The sequence below is a fragment of the Polyangium sp. 15x6 genome, assembly GCF_029960785.1.
In the GTDB taxonomy this organism is placed as follows: Bacteria; Myxococcota_A; Polyangia; order Polyangiales; family Polyangiaceae; genus Polyangium.
This window is the reverse complement of sequence record NZ_JASBQE010000083.1, coordinates 21,886-41,094: the sequence shown is the minus strand read 5'-3', so window position 1 is coordinate 41,094 and position 19,209 is coordinate 21,886. Positions and strand designations below refer to the sequence as shown.

Genomic DNA, 19,209 nt, shown 5'->3' with positions numbered 1-19,209 from the left:
CGTGCTCACGTACACCGGCGACGCCACCTACGACCTCGCCCTCTCGATCGCGCTCGGCTTTGCCCTGTTCGTCGCGGTCGCCGCGTGGTTCGTCCCCTCTCCGTATGGCCGCTTCGCGAGCCCACGCTTCGGCGTCGCGCTCGACCCGCGCCTCGGCTGGTTCCTCATGGAGCTGCCCGCGACGCTCTCGTTCCTGTACTTTTACATTCGCGGCCCGCACCGCGGCGAGCTCGTCCCGCTCGTCTTCCTCGGGATGTGGCTCCTCCATTACGGCAACCGCGGCTTCTACTTTCCGCTCTCGATGCGCGTCCCGAAGGGCCAGCGCTCCACGTTCGGCCTCCTCGTCGTGGGCACGGGCGTCCTCGTCACCTCGATGCACGGCTATCTCCACGCCGACTTCATCTCGCGCCTCGGCCCCCAGTACGGCCCCGAATGGCTCACGGACCCGCGCTTCCTCGTGGGTTTCGTGATCTATTACATTTCGTTCGGCCTCACCTTGCACTCGGACTCGATCCTCAGGAACCTGCGCACCCGCGCGGAGGTCGACAGCGGCGAGCGGATCTACCGCATCCCCCGCGGCGGCCTCTTCCAATGGGTCACGAACCCGAGCTACCTGACCGAGCTCACGGGCTGGGCCGGGTTTGCCCTGTGCACGTGGTCTCTCGCCGGCGTCTTCATCTTCGCCATCAGCGCGGCGAACCTCGTGCCGCGCGCGTTCGCCACGCACGCCTGGTACCGCCAGAAGTTCCCCGATTACCCGGTCGAGCGGCGCGCCCTGATCCCGTTCATCCTCTGAGATCGCTCTCGGCCTGCTCGTTCACGATCCCCAGCGCGACGAGCCCTTCGAGCCCGACGAGCAGACGTCGATCGCCGAGCGGCGCCGCGGACCGGAGCGCGGCGAGCGCCTCGTGCGCGGCGCGCGGGCTCCGAAGGAAATCGAGCACGGAGGCGAGCGCCTTCGGCGGCACGAGCGCCTCGATCGGCGCGATCTCCTGCGGATCGGGCTCGCGCCCGTCCCACCGTAAAATCACCCGCGGATCCAGGCCGATCGGCGCCTTCTGCCAATCGAACACCTGGCGCCGCTTCCAGAAGAGCGCCTCGGAAAAACGCGTCTCCATGCCGTAGTATCGGGCGCGTCGATCGAGATGCCCCGCGAGAAACGCCGCCGCATCCGTGGCCGCCTCAGGCAAGGCATCCGCACCCTCCGCGAGGGCCCGATCGATGTCCGTCGCCGCCTCGATCGCCGAACGAAACCCCCGCGCCACGCCGTCCCCGGCCAGCGGATCCCCCGCGACGAGCGCGTCCCCGACCGCGCACCAGCGCGCGCCCCGGCCCGGCACGAGCATCCCCACGTCGGCCCGCACCACGCGCGGCGGCTCGTCGATCGAGCATCCCTCCGCGAGCGCCCGCACGTGGTTCGTCCTTTCGAGCACCGCGCGAAATCGTTCGAGGGGCTCCGCGCGAGGCGCCCCGGCCGTGAGATCCGCGTCCGTCAGGAGCACGCAGAAGAGCTTCCGGCCCGGCTGCGGCGCGACGTACCACCACCCCTCCTCGGCGGATTCGAGGAGCAGCTCGGGCTCCACGTCCCGGCCCTCGGGCGGCGTCATCCGCGCGAGGATCGCGATCATGCGATCACAGGCGAGCCAGCGCCGCGCGTTCGATCCCACGGCGCCCGCGGGCGCGCCGCGGCCGCTCGCGTCGACGAGGAACCTGCACCGAACCTCGACGCCGTCGCGCGAACGCACGGAAATCCCCGCCGCATCCTCCTCGATCGTCGGGACCCCGGTCTCCTCGAGGAGCACGACCCCGCGCTCGGCCGCGGCGCCCGCGAGCATCGCGTCGAAGCGGGCGCGGTCCACGTGAAACCCCTCGCCGAGCGGATGGACGATCGACGGGCGCGCCGCGATCTCCGCCGAACCCCAGGCCGAACGCACGCCTCGAAAGGGCACGCAGGCCTCGGCCCGAAACGCCTCCCGGACCCCGAGCGTGGCGAGGAGCGGCTCGATTTCGGGCCCGAACGTCTCGCCCACGCGCGGCCGCCCGAGCCGCCCCCGCTCGAGGACGACGACGCGAAGGCCCCGCGCGCCGAGCGCGATCGCTGCGGCGAGCCCGGAAGGCCCGCCGCCGAGCACCACGACGTCGTGAATCCGTGTCACGGGGTTCGGCGCGCCCGCTCGTTGGGAACGTTCGGCATTCCCGGAGGCTACCGCCCTCCATTTTCACCCGTCAATCCGGGATCGAGGGCGGCTTTGCGACGCCTCAGAAATAAGGCTGGAAAGAAACCATCCCGTAAGGCGCGGCGGTGTACGAGCCGCTGCCGAACGTTTGCGCCTGGGCGCCGCCTTCGATGGCGAGGCCGAGGATGTCGGCGATGCGCACCCGATAGCCCACGCGCCCCGCGCCGCCGAAGCCGTAGATCGAGTCGACGCCCCAGAGGAACGCGAACCCAGCCGTGGCGCCGAGGTAGAAGCCGTCCGTGCCAAAGGGAGTAAACTCGACGCGCGGCCCGAGGGTGCCGAAGACCGCCGTCGTGTTCTTCACCCAGCCGCCGAACGGCGGCGGCTCGCAGTTGTTGCACTCCGCCTGCGGCGCGAGCCCCGGATCGAAACTCTGGAAGGGCCCGCCGCGCCCCATGTTCTTCTCGATGGTCGTCACCTCGAAGCCAATCGAGAGCCGGTCGGTCACCTTGTAACCCGCGTGCAGGCCGAGCGTCGCGGCCACGTACTCCGTGGGGATCACCATCGGCACGCGCACGGTCTGGTAGGCTACGCCGCCCGAGATGCCCACGTGGAACCGGCGCGGCCTCAGTAGGAGCTCCTTCCCTCCGTCCAGCGGCGCGTTCTCGGCGGCGCTCGCCGAGACCGTCACGAGGGTTGCGAGGAGCGCGAGCTTCGAGGCGACGATAAGGGAGATTCGCATGCGGTTACCTGCCTGTGTACCTGCACGGGGTCGCTGAGGGACGCGCATCCTGGCCGTCCCGTGGGCTTCGTCCGGACGATCGGCAATGAACGTGCCCGACCATCCACCCCCGGAAAACCCAGGAAAGCCCATGACGCCCCGCGCCATTTGCGCAAGTTGTGAAACGTCCGTTGCGCAATTCGCGCAACCCGCCCCGACCCGTTGCGCAATCCGGTCAAACCGTAACCGACATCACACCAGCTCACGCTCTGCCCTCTTCGTCGTCTCCCTCGGGCATGGTCGCTCGCGTGGAGTTTCCCGCGGCGATGGTATACGTTGCGCGCCACGCTCACCCGGGAAGAACCACGATGTCCGTTACCGAAATCGACGCCCCGAAGGCCCTCGAAGCCGCCGAGGGCACCCTCGCCGTGGAGGAGGTCGCCCGCCACCCGCTGCCGGGCATGGCGATCCCCGATCAGGTGGCTTTCAGCCCCGACGATCGCCTGATCACCTATCTGAAGAGCCCCGAACGCAGCCTCGTGCGGCAGCTCTTCGTCTTCGACCCCCAGACGGGGACCGAGAGCCTCTTCGTCTCGCCGCCCGACGGCGGCACCACCGAAGAGAACGTCTCGCTCGCCGAGGCGCTGCGCCGCGAGCGCCAGCGCCAGCGCGAGATCGGCGTCACCACGTACGCCTGGGCGAACCGCGCGAACCGCGTGCTCGTGCCCATCAAGGGCGATCTCTACGTGCAGGACGGTCCCTCCGCGCCGCTCCGCAAGCTCGTCGCGTCCGAGGGCGCGCCGATCCTCGACCCGCAGCTCTCGCCCGACGGCGCTTTCGTCGCGTTCGTCCGTGACGCGGAGCTTTACGTCGTCGACGCGGCCGGCGGCTCGCCGCGGCAGATCACCTCGGGCGCGCGGGGCACGGGCAAGACGCACGGCCTCGCCGAATACGTGGCGCAGGAGGAGATGTCGCGGCACCGCGGGTACTGGTGGTCGCCGGACGGGAAATGGATCGCGTTCACCGAGGTCGACGAGACGCACATCCCCATTTATCGGATCGTCCACCAGGGCAAGGCCACGACGGGCGACGAGGCGGAGGAGGACCACCATTACCCCTTCGCCGGCAAGGAGAACGCCCGCGTACGGCTCGGGGTCGTCTCCGTGTCGGGCGGAACGCCCGCCTGGATGGATACGAGCTACGGCGAGGAGGTGTATCTCGCCCGCGTGCATTGGCTCGCGGGCGGCCGGCTCGCCGCGGAGCTCCAGAATCGGGTGCAGACTTGGCTCGAGCTCGTGGTCTTCGACCGCGCGACGGGCGCGCGGAAGCGCCTCTTGCGCGAGGAGACGAACGTCTGGATCAACCTGCACGACCTCCTCCGCCCGCTCGCGGACGGCGGATTCTTGTGGGCATCGGAGCGGACGGGGTATCGACACCTTCATCGATACGATCACGAAGGAAACCTCGTCGCCGAGCTGACGCGCGGGGCGTGGATGGTTGACGACGTCCGCGGCGTCGATGAAAAAGGCGGCTTCGTTTATCTCACGGCCACGGCCGCGGGCCCGCTCGAAAGCCACCTCTATGCCGTGCCTCTCGACGGCGGCGAGATGCGGCGCATCACCACCGAGCCCGGCATGCACGTGGTCACCTGCGACCGCGCCTGCCGTCGTTTCGTCGACGTCCATCACACGAACGATCGCCCGCCCACCGTAAAACTCCGCTCGATCGAGGACGGCGCCGTGCTCGCCACGATTCACGACGAGCCTGATCCCCGCATCCCCGCGCTCGGCCTCACGCCGCCCGAGCTCGTCTCGTTCACCTCGCGGGATGGCGAGACTTTGTATGGCGCGCTCTATCGGCCGCCGGCGCATTTCGGCAAGGGTCCGTTTCCGACGATCGTCTACGTGTATGGCGGCCCGCACGTGCAGCTCGTGACGAACGGCTGGAACATGACGGTCACGATGCGCCCGCAATGGCTGCGGAGCCTCGGGTATCTCGTGTTCATGGTGGACAACCGCGGCAGCGCGCGGCGCGGGCTCGCGTTCGAGGGCGCGATCAAGTACCGCATGGGCTCGATCGAGGTCGACGATCAGGTCGACGGCGTCCGCTTTCTCGTCTCCCAGGGGCTCGCGGATCCGACGCGTGTCGGCGTCTACGGCTGGAGCTACGGCGGGTACATGGCCGCGATGTGCCTCGCGCGCGCGCCGGAGACGTTCAAGGTCGCGGTCGCCGGCGCTCCGGTCACGCACTGGGACGGCTACGACACCCATTACACCGAGCGGTACATGGGCATGCCGTCGGAGAACGCGCGCGGCTACGAGGACAGCAGCGTGATGCGCCACGTCGAGGGCATCCGCGGCAAGCTCATGCTCGTGCACGGCCTCATCGACGAGAATGTTCATTTCCGACACACTGCGCGGCTCATCAATGCCATGATCGCCGCCCGCAAGCCGTACGACCTCCTCCTCTTCCCGGACGAGCGCCACATGCCCCGCCGTCCCCCGGACCGCATCTACATGGAGGAGCTCATCCGCGATTACTTCGTGCGGAACCTCTGAACCACAGCACACAACACAAGCGGCAGACCGTACGCGGCCGGACGTGATCCGCTTGTTCTTGACTTCTTCAACGTTCCCGTCTAGAAGTTGAAAGTCACTTTCATCAACGCAGATGAGACTTTCGACCTCGGCCGTCCTGTGTTTCGGGGCCTCGCTGCTGGCTGCGGCGACGGCACACGCCGAGGAGCCTGCGCAGAGCGGCAAGGACAAGGACAACGGCGCCGAGGTCGTCGTCACGGGCACACGCATGCCCGAGCAGAGCCAGCGCGCCACGGTGCGCGTCGACGTCGTCACGCGCGAGGAGGCCGAGCGGCGCGGCGCGACGAACGTGGCCGAGGCAATCGCGGGGCAGCCCGGCGTCCAGATCAATCCATCGGCGTACGGCGACATCGGCAATCCGAGCGCGATCCAGATCCAGGGCCTCGACAAACAACGCGTGCTCGTCCTCGAAGACGGCGAGCGCGTCATCGGCGACGTGGGCGGCGCGATCGATCTCTCACGAATGCCGCTCTCGGACGTCGCCCGCGTCGAGGTCGTCGCCGGGCCGATGAGCTCGCTGTATGGCACGAGCGCGATCGGCGGGGTCGTCAATGTCGTCACGGGACAACCCCTGCACCCGGGCTTCAGCGGGCGGGCCCGGATCGAAGGTCGCAATCGCCGCGGGGTGATCGCCCAGGGCAATGCGGCGTGGCGCGGGGAGCGCGCCTGGGCCACGCTCGACGGCAATTTTTTCCGCACGGACGGGGTCTCGCTCCTCGAAGACGCGGTCGACCTCGCCATGCCCTCGCGCCTGCAAGGAATGGTCGGGCTCCGGGTCGGCGGAAACATCGACTCTCGCACGCGCCTGCAAGGCCGCGTGCGCTGGATCCACGACGCGTCCGAGGGCCGGCAAAGCCAGGTCGTCCCGGGCCTCGGGACCTATCGGATCGACCTGCCGCAAAGCACCGATCGATTCGCGGTCCACCTCGTCGAGCTCGTCGATCTCGGCCGCGGATCGACCCTGCGCCTCGCGCTCGGGCAACAATGGGCATTCGACACGACCCAGAAAGACCGATACGAATCGCCGATCGACGAGACCCGCGATCGTGAGGCCTCGCTCTCCAGCCTGGAGGCGACCGGCACCATCGCGGACGGGCGGCGCACCTGGGTCGTGGGCATGCGCGCCGAGGTGGAAAAGCTCTCGCAATCGCTCACGCGCGCCGAGCTCATCAGCGGCGCGGTGCAAACGAAGACGATCGAGGAGCTCGTCCCCGTCACGCTGGGCAGCGTCGCGGGGTATGCGCAGCTCGGGTGGAAGCTCTTCGATTCGCTCACCCTGCTCGCCGGCGGCCGCGCGGAGATGCACCTGCGTTATGGCGGCGTCGCGGTGCCGCGGCTCGCGCTCTCGTATCAGCCCTCGCCGAGCGTCACCGTGCGAGCCTCGGTCGGGCGCGGGTTTCGCGCGCCGGCGGCGAAGGAGATCGGGTTCGCCTTCGATCACGGCGCCCTCGGGTATCGCGTGCTCGGCAATCCCAATCTCGGCCCCGAGACCTCGTGGGGCACGAGCGGGGACGTGAGTTATCGATCGAAAAACGGCTTTCAGATCCGCGGCAGCGTCTTCGCGAACTGGATCGACGGCCTCATCGACATCGACATCCGGCCCTCGGCGAGCCAGGGCGGCATCGACGATTACACGTACCGCAACATCGGCCGCGCGCGCACGTTCGGCGCGCAGATCGACGGCGCCTTCACCCTCGCGAACGTGCTGCGCGCGGAGGCCGGGTACTCCTATCTCTGGACGCGGGACGACGAGAACGAGCGCCCGCTCGAAGGCCGCCCGCCGCACACCGTGGTCACCGCGATCCGGGCCGATCTGCCGCTCCGGCTCGAGCTCGTGCTCCGGTATCGCATGGTCACCGACGCCTTCCTCGACGAGGGTTTGCGTACGCCCGGCTTCCAGACGATCGACGCGCGGATCGCGCGCCCGCTCGTTCGTGGGCTCCGCGCCTATGCCGGGGTGCTCAATGCGCTCGGCGCCCAGAAAGACCCCAGCCGATTGGGCGACCAGCGGCCGGTCCAGGGGCGGACCCTTTACCTTGGCCTCACGGCCGATTTTCCCGCGGAGGAACCATGAAACGAACATTTTTGGCCGCAGCTTTTCCGCTCCTTCTTTGCGCCTGCAGCGAGGAGGTGGGCAAACCCTCGACGACGGGAGAGCCCCCGGGCGACGGGAACGACGCGGCCTTCGAAGTGCCCGTCCCCGCAGAGGGGCGTACCTACGTCTCGCTCGGAAAACCCGAGATCGTCGTGCCCGAGGGCGACGCCACCGCCTCGACGGCCTGGGATCTCGCATTCGAGAAATACGAGGTCTTCACGAACAGCGGCGCGTCCGGATCCGGCGAGGGCGGCGCGTTCGGGCCGCTCGACGCGGTGACGTTCGACGACGGCATCGCGCCGGCGGTCCCCTTCATGACGAAGGACGAATCGGGCGGCGCGTTCCGTGATTTCTGGGCGTACGACCCGAGCGTCCACGTGCTCTGGGTGCGTTATCACGTCTACGGCGTGCGCGACGGCGACAAGCAATGGAAGGTGCAGGTCCTCGGGTATTACGCCGAGCAACAAGGCGCGCCGGTGGCGGCCATTTATCGGGTTCGGTGGGCCGAGGTGACGTCCGCCGGCGTGGGCCCGACGCAGACGCTCACCGACCTCGACGGCACCGCGGGCGGCTCGCAGGCGCCCGAGGACGCGCCCAGCGAATGCCTCGATCTCGGCACGGGCGCGCGGACGAAACACACGCCCGCCGAGGCGCTCACCACGAACGACTGGCACCTCTGCTTCCGCCGCGCCTCGGTCAGCGTCAATGGCGAGCTCGGCGGGCCGCGCGGCGTGACCGCCGTCGATCTGCACGCGTCCGAGACGAAGGACGAGACGCTCGACATCGTGAAAACGCGCACGGACGATTCCGAGCTCCCGCGCTTCGACGCGGTCGGACATGCGGAGCTTTCCGATCCGAAGCTCGTTTGGCGGGGCGATCGGATCTTCAGCGCACTCTCGGACTACTGGATCGATCGAGCTGCGGCGACGCCCGCGCCGACGGACGCCACGTGGCTCGTGCAATCGGCCGCGGACGGCGTTTCGCGGTACCTCCTGGTCTTCGACCGCTTCGACGGCGCGACGACCGACGGCCCGGGCAAGGTCGTTCTGCGCGTCAAGCCCGAGGGCGTCCCGCAGCAATGAGCGGGTGCGCGCCTATTGCGCGCACCGCCCGGCCTCCCCGGGTGCCGGGAAAAACCGGGCGCCGTCGATCTTCTCGGCGCCCGCCTTCCGCGTGATCTCGACGGCCACCGGGTACCTTTCGCACGCGAGGCGGAAGCCCGCCCGCGTGGCGCCGTCGCCCCCGATCACGTCGCCGATCCGGCACGCCCCGCGAATCTCCTTCAGGCTCGCGAGGGATGCCTTCATGCGCCCGAGGTCCACGCTCCCATCGAAGAGCTCCGCCGCCGCGGCGTCGTCCCATCGATTCACGAGCCGGACGAGTTTGTCCCCGCCCGACGCGAGCGCGCTCGGCGGCGGCAGCACGCTGTGGAAATCGAGATACTGGATCCGCGGCGGCGAGGTCGGCGCGAGCGTGAGCGACACGCCGATCCACCCCTTCTCGCATCCGAGCCGGAACGTGCCCCGCAGCGCGTTCTCCGCCTCGAACGTCCCCTCCTCCCGGCACGCGCCGTGCGCCGCGCGGAGCGCGCCGAGGTCCGCCGCCCATCGCTCGCGTGGTTTGTCGAGGTAAAGCGAATCCGCGAAGATCGCATCTGCCTCCGCGTCGCTCCATTTCGCGACGAGCCGGCTCGTGGCCTCCTTCGCCCGCACGAGCGTCTCCGAGGGCACGAATGCGCGTGGCTCGAGCGCGCCCGTCTCCTGGAGGCGCCGCAACGCCTCGCGCACGATCCGCCACATCGGCGCGTACGTGAGGTTCGACATGGCGATCACCCCGACGCCGTAGTCCGGCAAGAACTGGATCACCGACCCATACCCGGGCAAACCTCCGGTGTGCGAGACGCCTCGCGCGAATTCGCACGTCGCGAACGTGCCGAGCCCGAACGTATAGCCCGTCGCGCGCACGGACGGCGGCTCGTCCCCGAGCCCGGGCGAGGCCCAGACCCCGGTCGCGCGTCCGATCTCGTGCATCTCGCGCAGCGTGCTTCGCCGGACCGGACCCGCCTCCCGCTCGTCGCGCGGCGGCCACGCCGCGAGGTGATACGCCACGTACCGCGCCATGTCTGCGAGCGACGAATAAAGCCCGCCCATGGCCCCGTACGCGCCGTGCGGCAGGTTCACCTCGGGCACGAGCGTATCGCCCTCCTTCCGATACCCGCGCGCGAGGTGCTTTTTTTCGACCATCCGCTCGTCGAGGACCGTCCGGTTCATCCCGAGCGGCGAGAGGATCCGCGCCCGCAGATAATCCGCGTAATCCATTCCCGAGACGTTCGTGATCACGCGCCCGAGGATCGCGAATCCCGTGTTCGAATACTCGAACCGCGATCCGGGGGACGTCGAGAAGGGAAACCCCTCGCGCATCATCTTCGAGAACTCGGCCTCGGAAATGCCGAGCTGCCGATCGCCCCAGGGATTGTCCTCGGGGAACCCGGCGCCGTGTCCGAGGAGCTGCCGGAGCGTGATGGGCGCCGCGTCGCGCGTGGGATACCGGAGGCCGGCGAGCTCGGGGACGTATTTCGCGGCCGGATCGTCGAGCGAGAGTTTTCCCTCGTCCCGGAGCTGCAAAATGGCCATCGCCGTGAAGCTCTTCGTCACGGAGGCGATCCGAAACACGGAGTCCTTGTCGACGGGCGCCTTCGTCTCGACGTCCGTCACGCCGAATCCCTTCGCATAAACGAGCTCGCCGTCGATCACGATCCCCACGGCCACGCCGGGCAACCCCCGGCGCGAAACCTCGTCCGCGACATATCGCTCGATCGCGGGGAAGGCCGCGGCGAGCTTCTCTTTCCGCTGCGGATCGAGGAACACGGGCGGCTGCATCGAGGGGCGGGCGAACTGCATGTCGCGCCCCTCGACCTTCGCGGCCTCGGGCGGCTTCGGGGATCCGCAGGCCGAGGCGAAGAGCGCGGCGAGGGGCAGAATACGGCGGGCGGGCACCATCGAGCGCGCATCTTCGCCCCGCCGGCGCGCCCGTGCCAACGAAAAAGGGCGGTTCCCGCTTTACGCCGGCGAACGCTCGACGTATCGAAGCGTGTCGTGACGATCGACGAGGGGCGCAAAGGTGGGACGCGCGCGGCCTGGGACGCGCTCGGGCGCCACGATCCTGCCTCCAGCCGCGACGTGAATCAGGCGCTCAAAGCGGCGCGCCTCGCGTTTCGCCTCGGCGACCTTCGCCTCGGCGACGCGTGGATCACGCAGGCGCTCGCGCTCGCGGCGGCGGAGAGCCCGCGCGCGGCGGCGAAGGTCCACATGGCCGCGGCGAGCTTCGATCGAAGCGCGGGGCGGTTTTCCGGCTGCAAACGGCATGTCGAGCTTGCCCTCGCGCTCGTGCCCGACGAACCCGCGCTACGCGAACGCGCGGCCATTCTCCTGCATGCGTTCGGCGCCGAGAATGATACGGCACGCCAAACGGGTTTGGCGGAGGAGGCGGAGGCGCTCGTGCGCCGCGCGCGGGACAAGAGCGAGCGCGGCGACCCTCGCGGCGCGATCCTCGATCTGCTCGCGGCCAAGCACATCGGAGGCGAAGCCCAGATCTGGAGGATCGATCTGGAGCTCGTCGCGCTCGGCCGGCGGCATTTCGGGTTCCTCGACGTCGAGGCGCTCACGGCGATCGGCCGTGGCCCGGACGAACCCACACGCGAGGCCGGAATCGAGCGCGCGCTGCACCGGCGATTCGTGGCCCCCGCCCTCGAACGCGCCGCGCGCATCGTGAACCGCGCCTGGGACGTGCTCCCGGACGCCGCGCTCGCGCCGCTCGCGTGGCGGTTCGGCGACCGATTCCGCGAGGAAGAAGGCGAGCTGCCGGCCCCGCGCGACCAGAAGCTCCGCCTCCTCGCGCGCCTCTTCCCCGAGGCGATGCTCGCGCGGCTCGGCGACCAGGACAACCTCCCGCTCCGCAGCTCGGCGCGGCACCGCGCCAAGGTCTTGCAATGGTCGATTCGCAGCCGCGCCCCCGCGGACGTGCTCGGCGAATTCGACGCCATCCTGCGGGATCATCCGCGCTCGCATCACCCGCATGCCTACCGGGGCGAATTGCTCCTCTGGCTCGGGCGCGTCGACGAGGCCGAGGAGGATTTCCGTCGTGGCCTCGTGATTCAGCCCCGCGCCCGGTGGCTGCACATCGGCATGGGCGCGGTGCACGTCTTGCGGGACGAATACGCCGCGGCGCTCGCCTGTTTTCAGCGCAGCATCGATTGCGCCCCGGCGCTCGTGGGTCCCACGCTCTACGGAGTTCGTGGCGAGGCACATCGATTGCGAGGGGATCTCTCCGCAGCCGTGGAGGACCTCGCGCGCACGTGCCGCGACACACCCTCCCGCGCGAGCGCCTGGGTGAACCTCTGGCTCGCGGAGAACGACCTCGGCCACGCCGAGGCGCGTGACGCGGCCTGGAAAGAGCTCACGCGCCGCGCGCCGTGGCTCCTCGCGGACGCCGCCGAAGAGGCGCTCGGCCTCGCCTTGCCCGCGGTCGAGGACGAGCGCGCCCGCCGCGCCACGCTGGAGCACGCGCTCCGGATGCTGCGTGGCAATCGCTCCTCGTCCTGCGTCACCTATTTCACGCGCGACGGCGAGCTGCGCACGGTCTTCGACGTGGGTTGACCCGGACGAACCCGCTCAGAACCGCAAGCGCATGCCCGCCGATCCCGGGCCGATCAAGAGCTCCGGCACGAGCGCTTCCTTGGGCTCGAGCGTATCGTTCCGCTGGAGGAAATCCTCTTTCCACGCGATACCCGTCACGAGCAGCGCGGTGCCGACGATCTGGGTAAAACCGTCGAGCAAGAAGATGCTCCGCAGGCCGCTGGGCACGTCGCGCCTCGCCGCGGCGATGGTGATGAAAGGCCCGGCGACGGGGATGTACAGCATCGCGAACCGTTCGTCCCCGGAGAGCACCGAGGTCGTCGCGCCCATGAGCGAGATCGAATAGGCCGTCGCGAGCAGGACCGTTCCTGCGATGACGAGCTTCCTGCGGTTTCGCTGGACCCGCGTGTATCCGGGCGGGATCGCCTTGCCTTCCTCGTACTCGAGGACCTCGGGCTCGGGCTGCGGCACGACGCTCGGCAGCCGATATCCGTAGGGCGGAGGAGGATAGGGATACGGATACGGATACGGAGCGGGATAACGCGGAGCGGGCGGCGCGGAGCCCGGCGTCGGCTGCGGTTGCGGCTGCGAGGGTGCGTCCTCGGCCCCTGCCACGGAGGAGGCCACGACGAGCGAGAGGCTCGCCGCCGCGACCACGAACGTTCGTTGCCAGTTGCGTTTCATCGCCCCATGCGCCTCGATCGTCGGGACATCGTATCGCGCTTCGTTTCGCCCTCGCAACAGCGCTCAGGCGGACCCAGCGAGGCGCTCGCCGGCCACGAGGGCCCCCACGGCGCCGCAATACGCGCCGCGTCGAAGAAAACGCGCGGAGAGCCCCGTGAGCCCGAGCGTCTGCGTGAGGACCTCGACGAGCGCCGGGTTCTCCGCGAGCGTGGAGCCGCCGAGCACGACCGTGTCCGCGCCGGCGAGCCGCGCGATCCCCGCGCAAACGAGCGCGATGTTCTCGCCGACGAGCCCGACGAGCGCATGCGCGAGGTCGGCCGGCTCCGTCGAGGCGAGCTTCGCGAAATTGGACGCCGTGAGGTGCGGCGGAATGGGCGCGCCCTGCGAATACACGTCGCCGACGAGCAGGTCCACCGACCCGCGCTTGCCGCGCGCCGCGAGCGCCGCGAGCTCGGCGAACGAGGCCGCGCCCACGAGCAACCTGCCGAGCCCGACGAGCGTGCCCCCGCCGAGCCCCGTCCCGCCCGCGCGCACGGCCGAGCCGCCGTCGACGACGAGCACCGACGTGCCCGTGCCGGCCGAGACGAGCAAGTGCCGCGCGGGCAGGGCCAAGCCCTCCTCGGCGGCGAGGGCCGCGGCGCCGCGCGACCAGGCCTCGAACTCGGAGACGCCCTCCACGGCCGCGCCGAGCGCGCTCGCGCCGAGCACGGCCGCGCCGCCGCCCGTCATCACGATGCGCTGGGGAGCGAGCGCGGCGATACGCGCGCGGATGGCTTCGAGGTCGCGCGAGGGCCATCGCTCGGTGTGGAGCTCGCCCGCGCGAAAGGCGATCTTCGTGAGGGTCGCGCCGAGGTCGAGGCCGAGGACGGGAGGAGCAGGCGGCATGATGGCCGCACGTTATCACGCTTGCCGTGGACAAACCCTGCGAGGGGACTAAGATCGGGGCATTTCTCGCCATGCCCTCGTCCAAGCTTGCCACCCCCGACATCCTCGCTCCGGACCTCGACGCCTTGTTCATCGGGATCAACCCGGGGCTCCTCTCGGCGCAGAAGGGGCACAACTTCGCCAATCCGGCGAACGCGTTCTGGAGATTGCTCCACGAGAGCGGCCTCGTCCCGGAGCGCCTCGCCCCCGAGGACGAGATGCGCCTGCTCGACCACGGCCTCGGTCTGACGAACCTGGTCGCCCGCGCGACGCGCGGCGTGATGGACCTCGGGCGCGAGGACTACGACGCGGGCAGGCGCGCGCTCACCACGAAGATCCGGAAGTTCCGGCCCCGCATGGTGGTCTTCGTGGGCATCACGGTTTGTCGGAGTTATTTCGACAAGAAGGCCTCGGCGCCCATCCCCTGCGGCGAGCAGCCGGAGGAGATCTGCGGGGCCCGGGTCTTCGTGGTCCCGAACCCCAGCGGGCGCAATGCGCATTTCTCGTATGCGGAGATGCTCGAGCACTACCGGGTCGTGGCCCGCGCGCTCGAGCGCGCTTAGCTGGCCTTGCTACGGCGCGAGGCAGGGCATGTCACCACACGGATCGATGACCTTGCCGGTCGAGCGCAGGAACTCGGAGATCTGCAAGCGCGCGCCGGGCTGCACGCGCGGAACGCCGTGGGGATCGGCCCCGTCGCGCAGCGGCTCGTTCCCGACGGGCGGCGCCGGCGTGCCCTTGCCCGTCGCCATGTCATAGGGCCCCGTATCCCAGACGAAGAGCGCCGAGCCGAAGTGCGGGTAACTCTGGAGCGGCTGGATGCCGAAATACGGGCTCACGTCGATCGAGCGGCCCGGATTCAAGACGGGCACGTGGATCCCCGCGCCGATCGTGCGCGCCTCGATGTCGGCCGACCATTGCGTGACCTGATGGTCGGCGAACGCGTTCTGCATGAGCACCGCGTGGGGCGGCGTCTTCGGCAGCGGATCATTGCCGACGTGCCAGGCATACCCGTTCGTCTCGCCGCGATCCCAGAGGTTCTGCATGGACGAGAAGATGAAGCGCCGGTCGAATTCGTTCGTGTAGGCCTGATCCATGAACGGCCGGAGATCATCGAAGCCCGTGGCGCGGTCGAGCAGGACGCTGTAGTTCATGCCCGTGACGCCGAGCACGCCGCGGCGGATGTCCTGCGAGATCGCGACGAGCGCGCCGCCGAGGATGCCGCCCTGGCTGATGCCGTAATAAAAGACGTCGCTCGTGTCGATGAGCGGCTGGTTCTGCGGGCCGCCCCGGAACGCCGGATCCGAGATGAAGCCCTGCGGGTGAATCATGAGCCGCGCGAGGAACAGGTTGTTCAGGAGGCCCTGCTGGAGCCGGTCGGCGAGCGTGTTCATCCGGCCCCACTCGGCGACGAGCTGGAGGATGTTGAGGTCGTCGCTCGAGGACATGCCGATGAAGTCCGTCGCGCAGAAGACGAAGTTGTACGCCTTCGAAAGCTCGCCGGTCGCAGCGCCGCCGTTCACCTGGCTCGCCGCCCCCTGCTGGCCGTGGCCATACAGCGCCGCGCGGCCGGGGACGACGGGCTGCGTGTTGTCGTTTCCGTCCGGGAGCGCCGAGATTGGGATGTTGCAGATGAAGTTCGCCTGGAGCGTGCCACTACCGTCGAGCTGATCCGGCAGCCCGTCGTTCGGTTCATCGTAATGGAACGACGAACCCGAGACACCGTTCGCCTGGTTCAGGTAGTTCGGGACCGTGAACGTGCCGATGATGCGGCGCGAGCGGTTTAGGTCGGGGTTCTGGAGGACCTGCGTGACCGTGAACGTCGGCGCGGCATTGCCGAGTTTCTCGAAGGCGTCGTCACGGATGTGGAGCATGCGACCGGCGGTGCTCTTCGCGCTGGCGACCGTGAAATCCCAGGCGAGGTAGAGCTCCTTGCGCTCGACGCCCGCGCCCGCGAGGGCGTCGAAGATCTTCTCCATCGAATCACGCCGCGCCTCGATCGCCGGCACGTTCGAGGGGATCGCGTCGCGGTAGACCTGGAACGCGTCCGAGGCTTCGAGGATCTGCCCGGCGCTGTCCTTCAAGTTGCGCAGCGCCACGACGTACCGGTGCCCTTCGCGGAAATTCATGCCGGCGCGGATGATGAGGGCGCGCGTCGCGTCGCTCGTCGCATACGAATCGAGCTCGCCCCAGACGAGGTGGCGTTCGAGGGTCTCGACGTCGACCACCACGAGCGGCGAATCGGCTTCGAGCGAGCGATCCATGTGCGTGATCGGGCCGATCCCGGTCTTGCCGAGGTCGAGGCCCGGCACGTACGTGAGCAGCATCTGGCCCGGGGAGAAACCATCGGCGCGGTTCCAGTCCGTCGGATCGATTCCAATCCCGCCGGGGCTCACGATCGTGCCCGCCGGGGCGCCCGCCGCCGGGGAGAGGTCGACCTCGACATTGACGGGCATGGACAGCGGGTGGAGCGCGACGCGGCGGCCCGTGCTCGTCGTGGGATCGGCGACGGTGAAATGGTCGTTCGGCCAGGGGAAGAGGCAATGGGCGGTGTCCAGGAAATCACAGCGATCCGCGTTCGTCACGTCGATCGTGCTGGGATCCACGTTGAAGACCGGCGGGTCGTCGGTGCATTTCACCAGGACGCCCTTCACGTCGATGCCGCCCAAGGTCCCCTTCCCCGCCTCGACGGCGCACGTCTGCGCGGGATTCGTGGGCTGTGCGGAGACGGTGACGTCGTACGTCTCGCCGTCGGTCTCAGGCGTCGCGAACTGGAAGGGGCCGTCCATCGCGACGGAGAGGTCGTCCTTGCCGTTGTTCTGGAGGACGAGGCCCGTGCCTTTGAGGCCCGAAACCTCGCCGCCAATCCAGCGAGGATTCGGCGGTAGCCTCACGCATTCGACGGAGACGCCGGTCACGTCGGCGCCTGCCACGACGCCCTTGCCCCCCGAGACCGTACAGCTCTGCGCGGGATCCGCCGGCTGCACGGCCACGGTAACGTCGTAGCCGTCGCCGTCGACGAGGGCGGGCTTGAAGGTGAATTCGCCGTTCGCCTCGATCGTGAGGTTCGAGAAGAGGTCCCCGGGGAGGGCGACCTCGAGGACGAGTCCCTTCCCTTCGAGGCCCGATACGGCGCCTCCGAGGCTGTATTCGGTGGGCGCCCCGGGCGGCGGCGCCGCGGGCGCGGGTTCCGAGCCGCACCCGGCCGCGCCGAGGGTGGCGAGCACGAGCGCGTAGGCAAGACGAGTTCGACGCATGGAAAGATCCTCCAGTGGCCCGCGACGGTATCACGGAGGACCGGCCGGCCGATACGAGGCCGGCGCGCGCGTTCAGATCAAGTCGGTCGCCGCCGCGAATCCGATCCGCCCGATCTCGCTCGCGCCCTTGCGCGCCACGAATTCGCGGAAGCTCTCGCCCTCGGCCCGCTCGGCCACGTAATGCCTCGCGATCGCGGCGATCACCTTGGGCGTCTCCTCCTCGGGCACGCGGCCGTCGAGGCGGTCGCCGATCTTCGCGTCCGGGCCGCAGCCGCCGCCGACGCGCAGCGAATAATGCGGGCGCTCGACGCCGTCCTTGCCCTTCACCATGAGCCCGGTCATGCCGATGTCGGCCACGTGGTGCTGGCCGCACGAGTTCGGGCAGCCCGAGATCTTGATGTCGAAGGCGCCGATCTTCTGCACGAGATCGTCGGCCTCGGCGCGGTTTCCGCTCTCCGAGAGGTGCTCGCGCACGCGGGCGCCGACGCCCATGCTCTTCGTGATCGCGAGCGAGCAATAATCGGCGCCGGGGCAGGCCACGATGTCCGTGATGTGCCCGGCGTCGGGCTCGGCGAGGCCGATCTGCGAGAGCGCCCGGTGCAAGGCCACGAGGTTCCCCTCGGGGACGAAGCGCATCACGAAGTTCTGCGCGTTCGTGGTGCGGACCTCGCCGTTGCCGAGCTCGCGCGACAGCGACGCGAGCCTGCGCATCTGCTCGGCCGTGATGTCGCCGAGCGGCAGTTTTACCGTGACGACCCGGTAACCGGGCTGGATTTGCGAAAGCGTGTTCGTCCTCTTCCAGCGCGCGAAGGCGGCGTCGCCGATCGCGTCGCCGCCCGGGGCCGGCGGAGGCGCCTCCTCGTCCTTGTATTCGCCGAGGTATCGATCGAGCTCCGCCTCGACCTTCGCGCCCTCCTCGGCCTTGATCTTCGCGAGCTCGTCGTCGAGCCGCTTCATGAACTCGGCCTCGCCGAGCTTGCGCAGCAGGAACTTGATGCGCGCCTTCTTGCGGTTCTTGCGCTCGCCGTCCCGCCAGAAGACACGAATCACCGCGTCGCACGCGGCGAGCACGTCCCGCTCGGGCACGAAGTCACGCCAGAGGTGCGCGATCTCCGGCGTCGAGCCGAGTCCGCCTGCGACGTACACCGCGAAGCCGCGGCCTGCGTCGGTGACGCGCGCGAGCAGGCCGAGGTCGTTGATCATGATCTGCGCGTGGTCGCGCGCGCTGCCGGACAGGCCGATCTTGAACTTGCGCGGGAGCTTGCGGTTGTGCGGGTGGAACAGGAAGTACTGCGTGATCGCATGGGCGTGCGGCGTCACGTCGAAGACTTCGTCCGGGGCGACGCCCGCGAGGTGCGACGCGGTCACGTTGCGCACCGTGTCGGCGCAGGCGCCCACGGTGGTCACGTCCGCCTTCGCGAGAACGCGCTGCAGCTCCACCGTCTCCTCGATCTCGAGGTGGTGGAGCTGGATGTCTTGACGCGTCGTGACGTGCGCGAGCCCGAGCGCCCAGCGCTCCGTCACCTCCGCGACCACGTCGAGCTGCGCCGCCGTCATGCGCCCGCCCGGCACCTTGATGCGCTGCATGTGCTTCACGTGCGCGAGCTGCGCGTACACGCCCATCCCCAGGCGAAGCGGGCGAAACTGGTCCGGCGTGATCTCCCCCCGCTTGAACCGCTGAATGTTCTCCGCGTACTCGTCGAGCGCGGCCTGCATACGTGACGGTGCGTCAGACATGGCAGCCCACTTTATCCCCCACTTTTCCGACGCGTCAAGTGTGACAATCTTCAGAAGCACCCGCCGGAACGGCCGGAACATCCTCTGAACCACGCAGAAAGACGCCCCGGCGAGGCGGGAGAGGCGTCTGCGGTGATCAGAAGGGGTCCAGATCACGGCCTGGAGGGCCTCTGCGCAGCGCAGAGATGCGCGCGGGTGGGAGCGGGCACGGTCTGCGCAAGTCAGAAGCGGTCGCGGGCATGCCCGGAAGGATGTCTGCGCGGCGCGGAGGTGCTCGCGGGGAAGGTCGGATGGATGGCTGCGGAGCGCAGGAGGGGGCGCGTCCCAGGGAGGAGGTATCTCTGCGCCGGTCCCATGCGCATGCAGGCGTCCGGGAAGGGGGA

13 protein-coding genes are annotated in these 19,209 nt (G+C 69.3%); 6 read left to right on the top strand and 7 right to left on the bottom strand.

The window, feature by feature from the left end; all coding sequences use genetic code 11:
• Nucleotide 1 precedes the first annotated feature (1 nt).
• Entirely contained in the window at nt 2–796 is a 795-nt protein-coding gene (locus QHF83_RS39625; RefSeq protein WP_282423270.1) for a methyltransferase, read from the top strand.
• Here QHF83_RS39625 and QHF83_RS39620 read toward each other — a convergent pair.
• Nucleotides 786–2,156, bottom strand: a complete 1,371-nt coding sequence (locus QHF83_RS39620; protein WP_282423269.1) for a tryptophan 7-halogenase — start codon at nt 2,154–2,156, stop codon at nt 786–788. The genes QHF83_RS39625 and QHF83_RS39620 overlap by 11 nt on opposite strands.
• Nucleotides 2,157–2,259: 103 nt before the next feature.
• Nucleotides 2,260–2,919, bottom strand: coding sequence for a hypothetical protein (locus QHF83_RS39615; RefSeq protein ID WP_282423268.1), 660 nt, complete (start codon nt 2,917–2,919; stop codon nt 2,260–2,262).
• Between the two features lie 347 nt (nt 2,920–3,266).
• Here QHF83_RS39615 and QHF83_RS39610 point away from each other — a divergent pair, with 347 nt between their 5' ends.
• From QHF83_RS39610 to QHF83_RS39600, 3 genes are all read left to right on the top strand, one after another.
• The gene (locus QHF83_RS39610; RefSeq protein ID WP_282423267.1) at nt 3,267–5,456 is read left to right on the top strand and encodes a S9 family peptidase; all 2,190 of its coding nucleotides are present in this window, start codon (nt 3,267–3,269) and stop codon (nt 5,454–5,456) included.
• Between the two features lie 112 nt (nt 5,457–5,568).
• Entirely contained in the window at nt 5,569–7,569 is a 2,001-nt protein-coding gene (locus QHF83_RS39605; RefSeq protein ID WP_282423266.1) for a TonB-dependent receptor, read from the top strand.
• Complete coding sequence (locus tag QHF83_RS39600; protein WP_282423265.1) at nt 7,566–8,672, top strand: HmuY family protein; 1,107 nt, start codon at nt 7,566–7,568, stop codon at nt 8,670–8,672. Before QHF83_RS39605 ends, QHF83_RS39600 begins: the two co-directional genes overlap by 4 nt.
• A gap of 12 nt (nt 8,673–8,684) precedes the next feature.
• Here QHF83_RS39600 and QHF83_RS39595 read toward each other — a convergent pair whose 3' ends face one another.
• Complete coding sequence (locus QHF83_RS39595) at nt 8,685–10,589, bottom strand: serine hydrolase domain-containing protein (RefSeq protein WP_282423264.1); 1,905 nt, start codon at nt 10,587–10,589, stop codon at nt 8,685–8,687.
• Between the two features lie 96 nt (nt 10,590–10,685).
• Between QHF83_RS39595 and QHF83_RS39590 the strand changes: the two genes are divergently transcribed.
• Complete coding sequence (locus QHF83_RS39590; RefSeq protein WP_282423263.1) at nt 10,686–12,245, top strand: hypothetical protein; 1,560 nt, start codon at nt 10,686–10,688, stop codon at nt 12,243–12,245.
• Nucleotides 12,246–12,260: 15 nt separating this feature from the next.
• Here the strand turns inward: QHF83_RS39590 and QHF83_RS39585 are convergent, their stop codons facing one another.
• Entirely contained in the window at nt 12,261–12,908 is a 648-nt protein-coding gene (locus QHF83_RS39585; RefSeq protein WP_282423262.1) for a hypothetical protein, read from the bottom strand.
• 63 nt (nt 12,909–12,971) lie between these two features.
• The gene (locus QHF83_RS39580) at nt 12,972–13,793 is read right to left on the bottom strand and encodes a hypothetical protein (protein ID WP_282423261.1); all 822 of its coding nucleotides are present in this window, start codon (nt 13,791–13,793) and stop codon (nt 12,972–12,974) included.
• A gap of 71 nt (nt 13,794–13,864) precedes the next feature.
• Between QHF83_RS39580 and QHF83_RS39575 the strand changes: the two genes are divergently transcribed.
• A complete protein-coding gene (locus QHF83_RS39575; protein ID WP_282423260.1) occupies nt 13,865–14,395 on the top strand; it encodes a mismatch-specific DNA-glycosylase in 531 nt (176 codons plus the stop codon).
• Nucleotides 14,396–14,404: 9 nt separating this feature from the next.
• Here the strand turns inward: QHF83_RS39575 and QHF83_RS39570 are convergent, their stop codons facing one another.
• Together QHF83_RS39570 and QHF83_RS39565 are read right to left on the bottom strand one after the other, a co-directional pair.
• Nucleotides 14,405–17,089: a hypothetical protein gene (locus QHF83_RS39570; RefSeq protein WP_282423259.1), complete on the bottom strand. Its 2,685-nt coding sequence runs from the start codon at nt 17,087–17,089 to the stop codon at nt 14,405–14,407.
• A 72-nt stretch (nt 17,090–17,161) separates the two neighbouring features.
• Complete coding sequence (locus QHF83_RS39565) at nt 17,162–18,826, bottom strand: nitrite/sulfite reductase (protein ID WP_282423258.1); 1,665 nt, start codon at nt 18,824–18,826, stop codon at nt 17,162–17,164.
• Nucleotides 18,827–19,209 lie beyond the last annotated feature (383 nt).